Source organism: Fibrobacter intestinalis (assembly GCF_900167415.1).
In the GTDB taxonomy this organism is placed as follows: Bacteria; Fibrobacterota; Fibrobacteria; order Fibrobacterales; family Fibrobacteraceae; genus Hallerella; species Hallerella intestinalis.
On sequence record NZ_FUWU01000020.1, the window covers coordinates 36,876 to 53,368 of the forward strand.

Below are 16,493 nucleotides of genomic sequence, written 5' to 3' on the forward strand. Positions count from 1 at the left end.
CCAAATCTCAGACAGCAGGTCTCTCGATTTTTCTTCATTAAAATTTTTAAGAAACCTCAATTCAAAATTTTTCTGGGTTCAAAAGGATAAAGTTTTTATCCAAGGGATAGCTGTATGCATATTCGATTTTTTATGCTGATTTTGCTCTGTGCAATGGGCTTGTTTGCCACCGAAATCAAGGATTCTTCTTCCCGGAAAACGGAGCTGGAAAACCGCTTTTCCTTTGTGGGCATTTTCTTGCCGCACCAGTCCTTGCGCAATTCGGAATCCCTGCACAAGTGGCCCTTTTTTCTCACGGCGTCGCCCATGGGTTGGAATACGAGCTTGCGGGCGCAGCGGGATTTTGGGAAGTGGATAACGCCCAAGGCTTCTTTGAACGGGGATCTTTTTCTGTTCGGACTCGGGATTCGGAGCGACCTCTCCTTTGAATTCTTGCACCTTTTGGAAGTGGGCGTTCAAGGGAACGTCAGCACGGCCATCAATTATGGGAGCGTAGCGACCTTCATGGGAACCTACAATCCGGAAAAAAAGGACTACGATTGCGATGCGTTTATGACGCGATTCCTTTTGGGCGTGAACTACCATGCGACGTTTTCCATCCCGCTGATGGCGTTCCTTCCCAGGACCGCCTGGACGAAATGGATTTTGAAAGCAGAGGCTTCGTTGAATTATTTGCATTATACGGGCGCAGACGATGGGGATGTCTGGATTGTTGGAACGGAGATTGCAGCAAATGGTTACAAATGGCAATACGGGGCGACCTTTGTTTGGCCTTTGCCGTTTGCGCATTTCCCCATGGCGATGGTCTCCTATGGCGTTCAAGGGATTATGCACAAGTCCGACTACGACACGGTTTATGATCCCTATGACCCGGAATTCAAGCGAATCCATGTCACTCCGCAAATCGTCATCAAGTTAAATGAAAATTGGGCGGGAATGTTGATGGCGTCCGTTTCCCGCAACCGGAAATACCGAAACCGTTATGAAAGCAATCAGGAACTTTTGCAGGAACGGACCGGGCACGAGTGGCTGCTGTCGGCGGTGACTCTTGTTATCAGTCGAAAGTTTTGAAATGAAAGCGGTTATTTGCTGGTCGATAAAAAGGGAAATTATATACAATCTTCCTTCAAATCCCCTCAAATAAATTTTTTTCAAAGCGTGAATTTCCTTTTCACAAGGGAAAATTAGTTCTCAATTCTCAGTTCCAACTTCCTGTCGAACTAGCCGAAGGGCACTAACCACTAACTTGTAGGAATACTTCAACTGCGGAATCATAGATTTCAACTTTTAGGGAACCTCGGAGGCGGCTGCCGTTTTTCCTAAGAATTCTAACAACTGACAACTAGCCACTATCTACGGACTTCTCTTCCTCTTTGCTCTTCGGAGAGCGGAAATCCTCGTTTTCAACAATCTGCCCCCCGAACTTATTCCATGTTTTCTTTTCGGAATTTTATTTTTATGGCGTCTTTAAGGGCAATTAAGGTAAACGCTGTGTGTCAAAGATCGAATCCCATCCATTAGAACCCTTTTTGCCGCAAGGCACGAAATTGCTGATGCTCGGCAGTTTTCCGCCGCCGCAGAATCGCTGGTGCATGCCCTTTTACTACCCGAATTTCAACAATGATATGTGGCGGATTTTGGGAAAGGTCTTTTTTGACGAACGCGAACATTTTGTGCTGCCCGCCAAAAAATGTTTTGACAAGTCTTTAATCGAAAGTTTTCTGAAAAAAGTCGGCATCGGTATTTTTGACACGGCTTCTGCGGTCATTCGGGAAAAGGGAAACGCTTCGGACGCATTTCTTCAGGTGGTGACGCCGACGGATGTGCGCTCTATGCTTTTGAAAATTCCACATTGCCTGGCGGTCAATACGACGGGGACTTTGGCGACCGAAACGGTTTGCGCGCATTTTGGAATCGAGGTTCCGCGCGTGGGGGAAAAGGTGCCGTTCTTTCTTGGCGAACGCAAACTTTTCCTTTATCGGACGCCGAGTTCTAGCCGCGCCTATCCGCTCGCATTGGAAAAGAAAGCGGCCGCTTACCGGAAAATGTTCGAAGAACTCGGAATGCTTGCGCTTTAGACAACCTATCAATTTACCCAAGCCGTTTTTAAGCCGCCATCAATCGTCGGCTTAAAATTGGAAATAGATGAACGGCGGCGAGTCGGCACTGGAAAACTGGTAGATGATGACGCAAGAAATGACCGCGCAGACGATAATCGCCCAAAGGGGAAGTTTGCAGAATACAATCCGGTAGAATCGTTTAAATCGGTCGGGAAGCCAATGGATGAGCATTCCCAACGCAAAAACCAGAATAATGGAAAGGTGGGAGAACGCCATTTGGGGAAGGAGCGAAAGGTCCCAAGGGCTTCCGATTTGGTGAATCATATTGCGGGCGGTTTCCCAGGCGACTTGATTCGCTTCGGCAGGGTCGAGATTGGAACCGGCTCGGAAGAACAGGCGCGTCGAAGTGATGAAGATGAATGTCAGAACGACGTTCCAAGCAAAGCGTAGGCGGGGGAGCGCTTTTTGGAAAAAAAGTCCGTAGAGCAGCTTGGCGTAAATACCTGCAAAAATGAGTCCGCTCCAGACGGCGACAATTCCCCAAAGCGGCGTGTAATGCCATTTGCAGGCAATGGCCGCGATGGCGGCGATAAAGAACATCAGGATGGCGCGCACTTCGATTTTCTGCTTGCTCCATTGCGTGTTTGCTATCATTCCGAGTCCGTTCAGTCCGCCCCAGATGATGAAATTCCAGCTGGCGCCGTGCCAGAGTCCGCCGATAAGCTGCGTAATCATGGCGTTCATGTGTTTGGCGATTGTCTTGCGGGAGTCCTTTTTGAAGAATGCGCTCAGACCGAGAATCAGGTAAAGAATCCCCAGGGCGAGAGCGACCCAGACGCTTCCCGAAAGCATAATCGCAATGGCGGAAATGATTGCCGTCCAAAAGAACGTGCCGAATCCTGCGCCCCGGTTTCCGCCGAGAGGAATATACACGTAATCGCGTAGCCAGCGGGAAAGGGACATGTGCCAGCGATGCCAAAATTCCGAAGGCTTGTCCGCCTTGTAGGGGCTGTTGAAGTTCTGCGGCAGATGAAATCCCATGAGAAGGGCGACTCCCGTGGCGATGTCCGTGTAACCGGAAAAATCCGCATAGACTTGCAGCGAATAGGCGAAGAGGGCGAGCAGATTTTCAAAACCGGTGAAGAGCAGCGGCGTTTCAAAAACCTTGTCCACAAATTGCGTGGCGAGAAAATCGCTCAGGATGATTTTTTTGGCGAGCCCGTTCAGAATCCAGAAAACGGCGATGCCGAAAGCATGGTGCGAAAGGAAAAATTTTCGGTGCAGCTGGGGAATGAATTTGTCGGCGCGGATGATGGGGCCGGCGACGAGTTGCGGAAAGAAGGTCAGGTAAAATCCGAAGTCAAAGAGATTGGAAATCGGTTTGACGGTCTTTTTAAAGACATCGACGCAATAGCTTATCGCCTGGAAAGTAAAGAACGAAATGCCCACGGGCAAAATAATCTGATCGACGAGAGAATGGGCATGGAAAAAGTGATTTCCAGCGGCGGCAAAGAAATTATAGACTTTCAGGTCGATGCCGAAAAGTTCCCGAAGGACGTCCAGAAAAAAGTAGGCGTATTTAAAATAGCCGAGAGTCAGCAGATTGATGATGACAAGGACGACCAGCGAAAAGATTTTTTTCCCGCGGTGATCAATCCGGTAAAGAATGTGCCCGCCGATAAAATTGGCCAAAACGCAGAAGGCGAGCAACACCAGATAGCTGCCGCTGGTTTTGTAGTAGAAAAAGAGGCTCGCAAAAAAGAGGAAGGCGTTGCGAAGCAGAATCTTGCTGTGCACCAGGGCGAACAGCGCAAAGACGACGGCAAAAAATGCCCAAAAATAAAACTGCGTAAAAATCAGCGGTTTAGAGGGATCGAACAGGAACAGGCTTTGAAGAAGGCTTATCGGATCCATCATTTTTTGACCTTCTTGGGTACGGTTCGTTTGGATTTGGTTTTCGTGCCTTTCATTTTTTTGGCGGGGGAATTGGCCGTTGGCAAATTCCCGATAGCGGGAAGATTCTGGGGAATTTGCGTGACTTTCGGGGATTCCGGAAGCAAGATCTCCTTGATGGCATCGTAAAAAAGATCGCCCAGAAGTTCATAACCCGCATTTTTGAAATGCACACGGTCTTTTTTGGCGTAGTCCGCAAGCTGCCAGATTTCCATGGATTTGAAACCGCCCATGATGCCGTATAAATCCCAGAAACCGCCTTTGTATTTTTGCGCCAGTTCGCGCATCGCCTGGGCGACGAGAACGCTGTTCAAGTTGGGCTGATTGGAAGACGTCAGATAGCAGTCGTTGTTCGATACGAAGAGGAAGGCGGCGTGGGGCGAGACCGATTGGATGCGCGAGAGGAGAGTGTCGTAATGCGCCTTGAAAAGGTCGGGATTAAAGATATTGACATTCGCGTCGTTGATGCCGATGGCCAAAATGACCAGATCGGGCTTGGAATATTGCAAATCCCGTTCCAAATTTTCCAAGGAGAGATAGGCGTTCAAGTCCGCGCCATTGACGCCGATGGAGTTATAGGTGAGGCCTGGAAGCGTGTCGCTCAGAAGAATTCCCGTCAAGGTAAAGGAAACCGGAGCCGAAAAAAAGAATGACGAATCCGCAAACAGGGAGTCCACCTGCGGGGACGTGAGGTTCGCGAAAATTTTTCGGAAGTTTTTTTCCTTCTCGGCATTTTCCCAAGGGAAGGTGAGAATCAGCGAATCGGCGCGTCGGGGGAGCGAAAAAACGAAACTGCTGGACGTGGAATCGTATTTGGGCTTGTACTTTTTTCCGTTTTCGGCCAATTGCAGAACCGGTTCCGTCGAATCGGTCGAAGTGCCAAAGACCCGAACCTGCGTAAAATTCCAAAAATCTTCGCCCGGAATTCGCGTGTTGAGGACGATACGGATTTCGGCGTCCGGGTCGATGGTGGTGACTTCAAACCCCATAAGCCCCAAGGGATGCGGACGCTCCTTGAAAACGCTGCGTTTCCATTTGAAGTGGCCCTTTTTTCGGGAAACGTAACTGATGGGGGTGTTGGAATTGGCCGCCGTATAAGGAAATACGAATCCTCTTCCGGCGGCGGGAATCTGGAGGTCTTTGACCAGTCTTGCGCGAACCCGGTTCGAAATGACATCCGCTTGGATGTGGGACCCGCCGAGATGCAATATGTTGATGTTGCCTTGACCGGTGTAATTCAGGGAATCCAGTTTGTGGAGAAATGGGGCAAGGGCGGCGTTGCCTGCCGGAAATTCAATATGGTTCAGGCTGGTGTCTATCGGCAGATTTACCGTTTTGACAGAGAGCGAATCCGCCCAGATGCAGGTGGCGAAAAAAAGCAGCGATACGAGAAAAGGCGTCGCTCGCAAAATCATGGTTCGCTTTCTCCGACGTTATCCAAGGAATCTTCAGTGGAAATTTGATGGATGGGTGTCAGAATCAGCGTGTCGTTTTGCGCGATCAGCGTGTCGGCTTTTGCCGTTTCTTTTTTTAACTGCTGGATTTCTTTGAGCTGGTCGTTTCCGATGTCGTGCTTCTTGCGGAACTGGTAATAGTCAAAGTGGAGCTTGATCGCATTGTAGAAAAGTTCGCCCATGCGCGCTGCGCCGTTGCGGGTGAAGTGGATGTAGTCCGGACCACCGAGCTTTTGCTGGACCCAGGATTTCATCGAATTGTGCCCGCCCATGACGCGATACATATCCCAGTAGGCGCATCCGTTTTTGAGGGCGATTTCCCGGATTTTTTCGACGGTCATTTTCAGGCTTGGAAAGCTGGTCCATTTGCCATTGATTTTTTTGGACATGTCCGCCGGACCGATGAAGAGAATGTCGGCATCGGGTGCCGCTTTGCGAATGGCTTGGATTTGCTTTTCCAGAATGCGTTCCACCCAGTCCAGATTGCTCGAATTGACGCTGGGAACCAGATTGCCTCCGTATTCCAAAAGAATCAGTTTGGCGTTCATCGCTTCCAGTCCAGTCCCCAGAAGCGCATTGTCCATTTTGGTAAAGATGGTTCCGGAGCTGCCGCGCATCGCCACGTTATCGACGGCGATTCCGGATTCCGCGTCCAGAGCGATAGTGTAAAGTTCCGCGTTGCCGGAAATGGTGAGGGTGAGCGATTCGGTTTCGTGCTGCAGATTCCAGGTGTAAACGGACATTCCGGGAAGCGTCGTGATTTCCGGGTCGTTCGCCTGGAATTTCCGCTTCTTTTCGCGCACAAGAGGCGGGAGCGTGTCCTGCGGAATCGTGTCGGAGACAACGGCGGAGTAAATCAGTCTGGTTTTCAGATTGGCCTTGTTGGCGAGCAGGCGAACCTTTTGGAATCGTCCCGCTTGAGGGAAGCCTTTTTGGTGCAGACTCTTTTTGAACGAAAAGGTGGCGCTTCCGTGCAAGTCCGTAACCTGCGCCAGGGGACCATATTTGTTATGGCGGGCGTGTTCCTTTTCAGGGCCGAAAATGCGGTGTCTTTGCAGGCTGCCCACGCTGTGACTTCCGATGACGAACGTCGGGATGTCGGCGAGGGGCGGAAGCATTCCCGGGCCGGAGCCGCCCCAAAGGGTTTGTGCAGATTCTCGGATGCTCGAAGTGATGCGGTCGCCTTCCAGCTGGGAATCGCCGTAGTGGACAATCCGGACGACTTCTCCGGAGTCTTTCGCTTTGGACACGCGGTCAAAGAAACGGTCGAACCAGCCGGGATTGCTGTCGGGAAAATCGAATCTTGTGGGACCGTTGTCGAAAAAGTCTTCGTAAAAAGCCAGCGAGTCCGCATATTCGGCGAATTTTCGTGCGCGGGTTTCGGCGAGCATTTGCCGGATCTGCTCTTCCGGATCCACTTGGAGGGAATCTTCCTGCGGGTTTTGCGGAAGATTTTCGAGAAGGGACGGAAAGCGGAGCGTCAAAGAACCCACGGAAATGCCATTGCTCGGGAAAAAAAGCGAAATGAGCCCCAGCAAGGCAAAAACGGCAAGGATGGCAAAAAGGGTGCGAAAAGGCGACATGCGTCTTTTGCCCTATTTGACAAGCTGCGTGATTTCGTGGATGGAGCCCGCGCCGGAAGTTCCCGATGCGAGAATCTTGTATTCGAATCCGCTTTCGGGAGCCTTGTCGCCATCGACATAGACGACGATTTTGGCGCCTTGGGCATTGGCCTGTTCCATCTGTTTGCCGAGCTTTGCCGCGGAAAGCGGATGATTGACGTTGAATCCCAGATTGCGGAGCTTGCTCGCTACGGCAAAAATCTTGTCCAGATCGTTGGTGAAGCTTGCTACGAAAAAATCGACGGATTGTTTGGAAGAGGGGAGAAGGCCGCGTTCTTCGAGGAGATTGGCCAGCACGACGTCGCCCATGCCAAAGCCGACCCCGGGGACTTTCTGCCCGCCGAGTTTTTCCGTGAGGCTGTCGTAACGTCCACCGCCGGCGATTGCCCGCATGGATTTGCCCTTGTCAAAAACTTCAAAAACGATCCCGGTGTAATAGGCGAGTCCGCGGACAATGGAAAGGTCGAGGGCGACCGAGTTTCCCGCTCCAGAAACTTCGAGGGTGTGGAAGAGCTGCCGGATTTCGTCGAGCGCGGCTTTCGATTCGTCGCTTTGAATTTTGGCGGCGACGTCGTCGATGCTTTTGCAGTCCATCAGGGAGTCGAGCTTGCTTGTCTGCTCGTCGGAAAGCCCCGCGTCGGCAAGTTCCGCGTAAAAATCCTTCTTTTCGATTTTCAGGCGGCGATCCAGAACGGGATAGACTTTGGAAACGTCGGCGACTCCGATTTCGGAAAGGTAGGCGTTCAGCAGTTTTCGGCTGGAAACGCCAATGCAAAAGTCGTCGTCTTTGAGACCGAAATCCTTGAGCATGGAGGCGATCGCCGAGAGCAGGTCCGCTTCCGCATAGATGCTTTCTGTGCCGATAATGTCCAGATTCAGCTGGAAGAATTCCCGCAGACGTCCTTTCTGGGCGCGTTCGTAACGGAAAAGGCGGGGCATGCTGAACCATTTGAACGGCTTTCGGAGGGAGTTGCCCTTTTGAATGACCAGACGGGCAAGAGTCGGCGTCATTTCGGGGCGGAGCGCGATGTGGCGGTCGCCTTTGTCTTTAAAATCGTAGAGCTGGCTAACGATTTCTTCGCCGGATTTTCCGGTGTAAAGTTCCAGATGCTCGAACATGGGACCTTCGTATTCTTCGTAGCCAAAACGGAGAGCGGCTTTGCGCCAAGTGTCAAAGATATAGTTTTGAATCCGCATGGATTCGGGATAAAAATCGCGCGTTCCTTTGGGAAGCGGTGGAGTCTGCATCTTGAGGTTGTTCATACGCACGCAAATGTAGAATTTTTCTACATTTAATGCGCAATGGCTACAAATGCGAAACCAGAAATTTTACTTGTAAACGATGACGGATACACAAGCGCCTATCTCGAACGATTTGCGCGAGCGCTTTCGGAAGTGGCTAAAGTCTATGTCGTCGCTCCCAAGACGGAACAGAGCGGCGTTTCGCATTCCTTTCAAGGTTTTGCAGGGCATTCGCTGGAAAAAATTCCGGGCAAAATCCCGGCGGATTTTTATGCGCTGGACGGATCGCCGGCGGACTGCACCAAGTTCGGCTTGCAGGAGCTTTTCAAGGATCGCCCTATCGAGTGCGTTTTTTCGGGACCCAACCACGGGGAGAACGCGGGGGTTTCGTCGCTGTATTCGGGAACGGTCGCCGGAGCTCGGGAAGCGGCGCTTTGGGGTGTCCCTGCGGTTGCGCTCTCGCTCTGTTTCGGGGCGACTTCCGTTATGGAAAACGAGGCCGCGCGGTTTGCGCAAAAAATCATCGAGGATCGGCTCTATCGCACGATGCCCGCCCATTCTTTCTGGAACGTGAATTTTCCCGACGAAAAGAAGGCGCCTTTTGCCGGCTACCGGGTGGCGAGGCAGAGCGTTTCCATGTTCACGGACCATTACGAAAAAAAAGACGGCAAATTCTTTTTGGATGGCTGCAAATTGCCCGAAACCTTTGCCGCCAATTCGGACGATCTGGCTTTGCACAGGGGATATGCGTCTATCACGCCGATGACGGTGGATCAGACCCTGGAAAGCGACCTCTCCCCGCTATTTCGGCTTGTTCAACAGAATTTTTAAGACAAAAATCGAGGAAAATCAATGGCTGATGAAAAAATAAAATTGACTCCGGGAATGCATTACGATTCCCTCATCGAACGCGAAATGCAGGACTGCTACCTGCGTTATTCCATGAGCGTGATCGTTGCTCGTGCGCTGCCGGACGTTCGCGACGGACTGAAGCCGGTGCACCGCCGGGTGCTGTTCGCCATGCACAAGCTGGGACTGACTGCGGACAAGGCGACCATGAAGTCGGCGCGTATTGTCGGTGAAGTCATCGGTAAATACCACCCGCACGGGGACGCCGCCGCTTACGATACGCTGGTCCGGATGGCCCAGGATTTTTCGTTGCGCTATCCGCTGGTTCGCGGGCAGGGCAACTTCGGTTCTGTCGATGGCGACAGTGCTGCCGCTATGCGTTACACCGAAGCCAAGATGACCCGAGTCGGCGAATTGATGCTGGACGACTTGGACAAAGAAACCGTGGACATGGGCAAGAACTACGACGAGACTCTCGACGAGCCGCTGGTTCTTCCTGCTGCGTTGCCGAACTTGCTCGTGAACGGCTCTTCGGGAATTGCCGTCGGTATGGCGACGAACATCCCCCCGCACAATTTGCGCGAAGTCACGCGGGCGATTCATGCCTATTGTGAAAACAACGACATTACCGGCGAAGAACTTTTGAATTACGTCTCGGGACCGGATTTTCCGACGGGCGGCATTATTTGCGGTCGAGCGGGTATTCGCGATGCTTATCTGACGGGGCGTGGAAGGGTTCGTGTTCGCGCCCGTGTCGAAATTGAAAAGGACGCCAAAGGCCGGGAACGTTTGATTATCAGCGAAATCCCGTATATGGTGAACAAGGCTCTTCTCGTCAAGAACATGGCGGATCTGGTTCGCGACAAGCGAATCGATGGCATCAGCGACATCCGCGACGAATCCGACCGGGAAGGGATGCGCGTCGTCGTCGATATCAAGCGGGATTTCCAGGGCGACATCGTCCTGAACAACCTGTACAAGTACACCCAGCTTGAAGACACGTTCAGCATTTACAACCTCGCTCTGGTGAACCGGACGCAGCCGACCCTTCTTCCGTTGAAGGACATGATTCGCTACTATGTGGATCACCGCTTGGAAGTCATCCTTCGCCGGACGCAGTTCGATCTGAAAAAGGCGCAGGCCAGAATGCACATTTTGGAAGCGCTCCGCGTGGCGTGCAGCAATGTCGATGAAGTCGTTGCGATTATCAAAAATTCAAAGAGCACCGAAGATGCCAAGCTGAATTTGAAAGACAGATATGCGTTTGACGACATCCAGGCGCAGGCCATTGTGGATATGCAGCTCAAGCGCATCACGGGGCTGGAAATCGAAAAACTCGAAAACGAATACCAGCAGCTGGTCATTACGGTCCAGGATTTGGAAGACATCATCGCCCGTAAGGAACGCCGGGTGCAGATTCTTTTGGAAACCCTCGATGCGATTACCGAAAAGTTCGGGGACGAACGTCGTACTTCGATAGAAAACGCCGTGCAGGACTACGATTCCGAAGACTTGATCCCGGAAGAGGAGCAGGTGATCACTTTGAGCCGAGAAGGCTACGTGAAGCGGCTTCCCATCGGGACTTTCAAGGCGCAGAATCGCGGCGGCAAGGGAATCATCGGTGCAGGCCTTAAGGACGAAGACAATATCCAGTCGATTTTCACGGCGAGCACCCACAGCTACCTTCTCGTGTTTACGAATAAAGGTCGGGTCTATTGGACAAAAGTGTACAACCTGCCGGAAGGTTCGCGGAACGGCAAGGGCAGACCGATTGTCAATTTTGTCAATCTGACTACGGGCGAAAAAGTTTCGGCGATTGTCCCCGTGCGCAAATTCGGCGGCTATAATTGCCTCGTTTTCGCCACTAAAAATGGCGTTATCAACAAGATGGATTTGAAGGTCTTCTCGAATCCGCGCCGTTCGGGAGTCAATGCGATTTCCCTGGACGAAGGAGACGAACTGGTGAAGGTCCTCTTGGTGGGCGTCACCGCCGAAGAAATGGAAGCTTCTGCCCGTGGCGAAGACATCGACGACGATGCAAATGTTGCCGAAGTGGAAGAATCCGATGTGGAATCCGCCGACGAACCGGTGGACAGTTCGAATATGGCGAAGGACTTGTTGATGCTGGCGACAAAGAACGGCCAGGCGATTACCTTCCCGATTTCGAGCTTGCGCACCATGGGACGCGGGACGCATGGTGTTCGGGGCATCCGTTTGATGGACGCTGACGAAGTGATAGCCCTGTTGTGGCTTAAATCCGAGCGCAAGGTTCTGACCATTAGCGAAAACGGCTATGGCAAACGTTCTGAGCCGGCGGCGTATCGCATTACGCGTCGTGGCGGCAAGGGAGTTCGCAATCTGAACATCACCGAAAAAACGGGCTGTGCCGTATTTGTCGATAGCGTTGCCGACGACTACGATTTGATTATCACCAGTCGTGAAGGGCAAGTGATTCGCATTCCTGTAGAAAGCATCCGTTTGACCGGGCGTGTTTCTCAAGGCGTAAAAGCGATTACCTTGGCAGAAAATGACAAGGTTCAGGATGCGACGGCATTGCCTAGCGATGACGATATCGAACAGGAAAGTGTCGAGGCGCAAGCTGGAGCGGAAAGCTCGGAAGGAGAATCTCCGGTAGAAATTGCCGAGGATGTCCCCACTCCGGAAAACCCTGCGGACGGCGAATCCGAAAACTAAAGCGCATTTCTTTTTGAAATCCTGTGCACGACTTCAGCGGCTCTCTCCGCTGCCGGAATGCATAGGATTTTTTGTTTTATAGACTGTAGATTCAAGGGGCGCAGAAAGGAAATTGCGCCTTTGGGATGCAACAGTTTTCTCCCCATTTTAACTTATATTTCCCTTGTATGTCTATCCATTTTATCCATCCGAAAAAGTCCGTCAATTCCGCATTTTTGAAATTGCCTGTGTCCGTTGAAAATATGGAGCGGTTCAGCACGTCGCTTGTGAACTTGTCCAAAAAACGCAACCCCGAACGGGATGAAGAATATCACAAGGGGGAAATCTGGAAATTCCTGCGGGGGATTTTCGAGCCGGATTATTCGGTGCAGGTAAAGCGTCCCATCGACTTGGCGATTTTCAATGGGAACGATACCAACGCAAAACCCGCCGTGATCATCGAAGTGAAATCCCCGACGAATGCAGCGGAAATGTTCAGCGCGTCAAAGCCCAACGTGAAGTCCTTGCAGGAGCTGGTGTATTACTTTATGCTGGAATGCAAAATGTCAATAATTACAATGCTTGCGGGACAAGTGAGCATTTTTTTGAGCACAAAAAAAAGAACCCCCGCACCGATGTGCGAGGGTTACTACCATAATGGAACAACAATGAAGTTCTTTTCCGATGTCAAATATACGAGTTTCCAGTCAAAGCGTCAATAATTCCCGAACATTTTTTCAATTTCATCTGTTAAATCGCTGTTCAATAAGTGGGAGTACGTGTTAAGGGTCATCTGGATGTTGGAATGCCGCATGAGCAGCTGCACCGCCTTGATGTTAGCGCCAGACCTGATAAGGTTGCTTGCGAAAGAATGCCGGAATCGGTGGTTCGTCGCCTCGCCCTGGAACCCCTCGGTGATAGCCGTTGCAGCCGCCTTCTTTAGTACTTTCAGTTGAGCGTTTATTGCGTAAGGCTTCCAGGCATCTCCGGCTATCTCTATCTCTTTTTTGAGACGTGAGGAAACAGGAACCTTTGCCGCCTTGTTGCCTTTTCCAATTACGTACAAGTGACCGTCAATGATGTCTTCGGGCTTTGCCTTTATCGCTTCGTGGATGCGTAGGCCTGCGAATGCCATTAGCGCCCACACGATGCGATAAGTAGGTCTCGGCGCCTTATCGAGAATGCGGTCAATCTGATCGGGAGTCCAGAAGTCGCGTTCCGCCATTTGCGCTTTCCTGCTCTTGATTATTTCCGCGGGATTGCGAATGTCAAGGTCAAAGACTTCTATCGCATATTTCAAAGCCGTCTTAAGGATGTTTTTTTCGTTGTTATATGAACTAGCCTTCTTTCCCGTTCTCGTTTCGTCAAAGGCGTCAAGAAGCGCTTTCTTTTCTACGCCCGCAATGTTGAGCGTCCAGACGCTTTTCATCGTCCTAGCTACGAATTGCGCCCGATTTATCGAGTGATGGCTAGCGTTCCTGCTTTCCAGATGCTTTATATACGTATCGAACGCATCCTTGAACGTCACGCGTTTTTTGCCGTCGCCGGAAAACGTGCCCGACGCCTTCATCTCCGCAAGGCGTTCAAAAGCCTCAGCCTTCTTTGCCGTTCCTAGACTCTCGTAGCGGATTTTGCCGCTCTCCGTGTCGAAGATGCGGGCGTACCATGTCATTATCTTGCGTGCCTTGTTACGCTGGCAAAGCGATAGCCTTATCATGGCAAACCTCCTATTTCCTCGGGCGCGGCTTGACTATTTGCCGCTCAACCCATTCGTCAAGCCATTCGGGCAAAAACAAGACCCTTTTTGCGTGCTTGAAGTAGCGGATGTTTTGCCTGTACATCTCTCGCCGGACGTGGTGTACGCTGACTCCGAGCGACTTTGCCGCTTCGTCGATTCCCATGTATTGCCTGTTGTTTATTACAATCATGTTTTCCATTTTTGTCTCCTATTTGTTTTTCATTTCCCAGTTTATGCACCTGTCGCCCCAGTCGTGGAATTTCTCGTCCACGATGCAGAACGCCTCGCCGCCGTGGCATTCTGCGCACCGGTGCCCCGGAATGTCGGGGAGGTTCTTCCCTGAATGCCGACAGTTGGCGCAGCACCGCAGTTCCTCGGCCTCTTTTCGGAGCTTCCGCAGCTCTTCCATAGTCGCGTCGTAATCCGACAGCGGGATGGTGACGGCGTACGGCTCGTGGTTCAGCGGGTAGCCGCCAGCCCCGGTGAATCCGTAGTCGCTCATTTGGTCTTCCTCTCGGGGAAATTGCGTAGGCACTTCCCGGCCTTTGCGCATTCGGCAAGCCCGCCGTTGGAATGCCCCAATCTGGAGCAGTCCCAGCACGGGAAACGGGCCATCAGGCGGCGTACGGCGTTGTTGTATGCCGTCCGGTTCTTTTCGGCCTTGAACGCATTTTCCTCGTGTATCATTTGCGCCCCCTCGTCGCCTTTTGGCGGCGTTCCCACTCGTCGTAGATGGACTGCTTGCCTTTTTTTTTGGCGGCCTTCCTGCGGACGATTTCGCCGACTGCGAACGCGACGGTTATGATGGCCAATGCAGCGAAGAATGCCGCCGCCTGTTGGATGGTGATTTCGGTCATGCGGCCTCCTGCGCCTTGGCGGCTTCCTTTTTCTTGCGTCGCCATTCCCGCTTGTAGGCGTTCCGTTTATCGCGGTTTTTGCGATTCCATTCCCTTTGGTTTTCCCTGTATTTTTCGGGGTGCGCCTTTTTCCATTTCCTCTGGCGTTCCCGTTCCTTTTCCTTGTTTGCGGCGCGGTACGCTTTCGCTTTCGCTTGGCACTGTTCCTTGTGCGAGGCGTAGTAGCGTTGGTCTTTCGTTTTTCCCGGTGCTTTCGCAGAGAATCCTTCCGCCGCCCGCAATGCGGCAAGTCTGTAGAAATCGTCAGTTTTCGACATCGGCGACCCCCTGCAATTTGTCGGCGAGCTTCCGGACGGAATCCGCGAAAATCTTGTAGTAGTGGTGGTTGTCCTGTTCGCGCGCCGCCCTTTCGCAATTCTCGAGGCGTTGAATTACCGCCATGGCGAAACCGGAAAGCCGGTTCAGCTCCTCGCGGATTTCCCGTTTCTCGCCCATTACGCCGCGGAACACGTCCTCGTAGAGTTTCAGGTAATGGGCGGCGAGATACTTTTCTCGGCGTCCCACGAGCAGTCCATTGTGGATGAAGCTGCGGACGTTCACGGCGACATCCTTCGGCGGGTTGTCCGGGAAGCTGTTTTTGAACCGCCTGATTCCTTCGTCGCTGCGGGTGTTGTCGAACGGCTCATGCCATTTTCCGGCTTCCGCTTTTTCGGGCGTTTCGCCAGCTCCGGCGGAATGGTCCATTTCCGCTTCCACGAGCGCGTACAGCTCGTCCAGCCGTGCGCGTTCCTCTTCGGTTTTTATTGCGGTCATTTCGCACCCTCCGCCATCATCTTTCTGGATTTTTCAAGAAACTTCTTGGCGTTTTCGTGAAATTCCTTTTTGCGTTCATCCGGCAAATCTTTCCACCAGTCCATAGGGTCGTAGATAGACAGGAAATGATTGCCTGGCCCAAATTCTCCGCAGACATCGAGTTCGTCCTTATACATGCTTTCCGCCAGCTTTTCATCGACGGGCAAATCGAACTCTTTGACAAGTTCTTTCGGGTCTGGCGTCCTGTCGTTCCAAGATTTTTCTTCTTCTTCCGAAGCGCATTCCCAAACGTATTGCTGCATAAAAAGAACGTCCCGAAGAAATTTTGTCGCCTTGTAACGCAGCTTCATGATTTCGGCATCCAGTTTAGGGCACCCCAAATCCTTTGTAGGCTTTTCGATTGCCTGTTTGATGCGCCAAAGACGTACGTTCAATTCGTATATTTCGGCTTCGTTTACGGTCATGTAATTTGTCATGGTTCTTTCTCCTCTATTTCGTTTTCCAGCATTTCCATAGTGCGGAGAATCACCGCCCCGCACTGGGCGAGTTCCAGCATGGCGGGGACTAGGTCTTCTTTCTGGTATGCCTCGATAGCTTCAAAGACTTCCTCTAAAATGATTCTGTCGGCCATGTAGGGGGGCTTCCCGTTCTTTTCCCTCATTGCTTTAAGGTTAAATTTCACGTTCCCTGCTGAACGCTCGGATAATCCGTCCGCGAAGTGCGGGTGCTTCGACTCGGCCTCGGCAAGCTCGATTTTCATCTGGGCGATGAACTTGTTCAGTTTTTCGGGCTTCATTCCTCCACCTCCTTGCCGCAAGGCGAGCCGTCGAGAAATTCACAATCAGTTAAGAAGTTTTCCGCAGGAATTGCGTCAATGCCAAATGTTCCATCGGAAAAGCGGTTTAATAGAGTTATTGTATACTCGTTTTCTTTGCCTTTTTTTCGATACCACTTCCCCCGCAGCATTTCACGGTCTTCCCAAGTAAACGAAACCAGTTTCTTTCTCTTCGCGATTTCGACAGGGTAGAAGAAGTCGAAAAAGTTTCCAGCGTCAGACTTGAAAGGATATGGGCATCCTTCGGTGATTACATCTTTCAGCTCTTGGATGCAATCGCCTTCTTCGACCATTAGTTTCAACTCAATGATTTTGTCCGCAAAGAATCCCTTGCTTCCTACGACTGCCCTGTCTGTGTGCAGGGCGTTGATAATTTTAGACTCGTCGAATTTCATTT

Annotated in this window: 19 protein-coding genes; 5 read left to right on the top strand and 14 right to left on the bottom strand. The window is 51.5% G+C overall.

The annotated features are described in order from the left end of the window. Positions 1 to 114 precede the first annotated feature (114 nt). Complete coding sequence (locus B5D40_RS07070) at positions 115 to 1,071, top strand: hypothetical protein (protein WP_143394369.1); 957 nt, start codon at positions 115 to 117, stop codon at positions 1,069 to 1,071. 482 nt (positions 1,072 to 1,553) lie between these two features. Further along, positions 1,554 to 2,078 carry a DNA glycosylase gene (locus B5D40_RS07075; RefSeq protein ID WP_078776352.1) on the top strand — a complete coding sequence of 175 codons (525 nt, stop codon included), beginning with the start codon at positions 1,554 to 1,556 and terminating at the stop codon, positions 2,076 to 2,078. Positions 2,079 to 2,129: 51 nt separating this feature from the next. On the opposite strand, the gene B5D40_RS07080 is transcribed toward B5D40_RS07075, so the two are convergent. Genes B5D40_RS07080 through hisS form a run of 4 tightly spaced genes read right to left on the bottom strand, consistent with a single transcriptional unit; the run spans position 2,130 to position 8,352 of the window. Continuing rightward, a complete protein-coding gene (locus B5D40_RS07080) occupies positions 2,130 to 3,977 on the bottom strand; it encodes an MBOAT family O-acyltransferase (protein WP_078776353.1) in 1,848 nt (615 codons plus the stop codon). Further along, a complete protein-coding gene (locus B5D40_RS07085; protein ID WP_073304605.1) occupies positions 3,974 to 5,428 on the bottom strand; it encodes a GDSL-type esterase/lipase family protein in 1,455 nt (484 codons plus the stop codon). Before B5D40_RS07085 ends, B5D40_RS07080 begins: the two co-directional genes overlap by 4 nt. After that, positions 5,425 to 7,050 (bottom strand): SGNH/GDSL hydrolase family protein, encoded by a 1,626-nt coding sequence (locus tag B5D40_RS07090; protein WP_078776354.1) that lies wholly within the window; start codon positions 7,048 to 7,050, stop codon positions 5,425 to 5,427. Before B5D40_RS07090 ends, B5D40_RS07085 begins: the two co-directional genes overlap by 4 nt. 12 nt (positions 7,051 to 7,062) lie before the next feature. Next, positions 7,063 to 8,352, bottom strand: a complete 1,290-nt coding sequence (gene hisS, locus B5D40_RS07095) for a histidine--tRNA ligase (RefSeq protein WP_078776355.1) — start codon at positions 8,350 to 8,352, stop codon at positions 7,063 to 7,065. Between the two features lie 39 nt (positions 8,353 to 8,391). Here hisS and surE point away from each other — a divergent pair, with 39 nt between their 5' ends. The 3 genes from surE (at position 8,392) to B5D40_RS07110 (ending at position 12,575) form a co-directional block, all read left to right on the top strand. Next, positions 8,392 to 9,162 carry a 5'/3'-nucleotidase SurE gene (gene surE, locus B5D40_RS07100; protein ID WP_078776356.1) on the top strand — a complete coding sequence of 257 codons (771 nt, stop codon included), beginning with the start codon at positions 8,392 to 8,394 and terminating at the stop codon, positions 9,160 to 9,162. 21 nt (positions 9,163 to 9,183) lie between these two features. Then, the gene (gene gyrA, locus B5D40_RS07105) at positions 9,184 to 11,874 is read left to right on the top strand and encodes a DNA gyrase subunit A (RefSeq protein ID WP_078776357.1); all 2,691 of its coding nucleotides are present in this window, start codon (positions 9,184 to 9,186) and stop codon (positions 11,872 to 11,874) included. Between the two features lie 167 nt (positions 11,875 to 12,041). Then, positions 12,042 to 12,575, top strand: coding sequence for a DUF7149 domain-containing protein (locus tag B5D40_RS07110; protein WP_078776358.1), 534 nt, complete (start codon positions 12,042 to 12,044; stop codon positions 12,573 to 12,575). On the opposite strand, the gene B5D40_RS07115 is transcribed toward B5D40_RS07110, so the two are convergent. From B5D40_RS07115 to B5D40_RS15630, 10 genes are all read right to left on the bottom strand, one after another. Then, the gene (locus B5D40_RS07115) at positions 12,569 to 13,570 is read right to left on the bottom strand and encodes a tyrosine-type recombinase/integrase (RefSeq protein ID WP_078776014.1); all 1,002 of its coding nucleotides are present in this window, start codon (positions 13,568 to 13,570) and stop codon (positions 12,569 to 12,571) included. The genes B5D40_RS07110 and B5D40_RS07115 overlap by 7 nt on opposite strands. Positions 13,571 to 13,580: 10 nt before the next feature. Continuing rightward, the gene (locus B5D40_RS07120; protein ID WP_078776013.1) at positions 13,581 to 13,790 is read right to left on the bottom strand and encodes a helix-turn-helix domain-containing protein; all 210 of its coding nucleotides are present in this window, start codon (positions 13,788 to 13,790) and stop codon (positions 13,581 to 13,583) included. A gap of 9 nt (positions 13,791 to 13,799) precedes the next feature. After that, a complete protein-coding gene (locus B5D40_RS07125) occupies positions 13,800 to 14,126 on the bottom strand; it encodes a hypothetical protein (RefSeq protein WP_143394367.1) in 327 nt (108 codons plus the stop codon). Further along, complete coding sequence (locus tag B5D40_RS15275; protein WP_143394366.1) at positions 14,090 to 14,278, bottom strand: hypothetical protein; 189 nt, start codon at positions 14,276 to 14,278, stop codon at positions 14,090 to 14,092. Before B5D40_RS15275 ends, B5D40_RS07125 begins: the two co-directional genes overlap by 37 nt. Continuing rightward, on the bottom strand, positions 14,275 to 14,448 hold the full coding sequence (locus B5D40_RS15625) for a hypothetical protein (protein WP_158222078.1): 174 nt from the start codon (positions 14,446 to 14,448) through the stop codon (positions 14,275 to 14,277). Before B5D40_RS15625 ends, B5D40_RS15275 begins: the two co-directional genes overlap by 4 nt. Beyond that, positions 14,445 to 14,765, bottom strand: a complete 321-nt coding sequence (locus tag B5D40_RS15910) for a hypothetical protein (RefSeq protein WP_078776011.1) — start codon at positions 14,763 to 14,765, stop codon at positions 14,445 to 14,447. Before B5D40_RS15910 ends, B5D40_RS15625 begins: the two co-directional genes overlap by 4 nt. Beyond that, on the bottom strand, positions 14,752 to 15,261 hold the full coding sequence (locus tag B5D40_RS07135; protein ID WP_078776010.1) for a hypothetical protein: 510 nt from the start codon (positions 15,259 to 15,261) through the stop codon (positions 14,752 to 14,754). The genes B5D40_RS15910 and B5D40_RS07135 overlap by 14 nt, the downstream gene beginning before the upstream one ends. Beyond that, positions 15,258 to 15,737, bottom strand: a complete 480-nt coding sequence (locus B5D40_RS07140; protein ID WP_078776009.1) for a hypothetical protein — start codon at positions 15,735 to 15,737, stop codon at positions 15,258 to 15,260. Before B5D40_RS07140 ends, B5D40_RS07135 begins: the two co-directional genes overlap by 4 nt. Continuing rightward, positions 15,734 to 16,057 (bottom strand): hypothetical protein, encoded by a 324-nt coding sequence (locus tag B5D40_RS07145; protein ID WP_078776008.1) that lies wholly within the window; start codon positions 16,055 to 16,057, stop codon positions 15,734 to 15,736. Before B5D40_RS07145 ends, B5D40_RS07140 begins: the two co-directional genes overlap by 4 nt. Beyond that, positions 16,054 to 16,493: hypothetical protein (locus B5D40_RS15630; RefSeq protein WP_078776359.1), on the bottom strand; the 440-nt coding region annotated here is incomplete at its 5' end. The genes B5D40_RS15630 and B5D40_RS07145, both read right to left, overlap by 4 nt.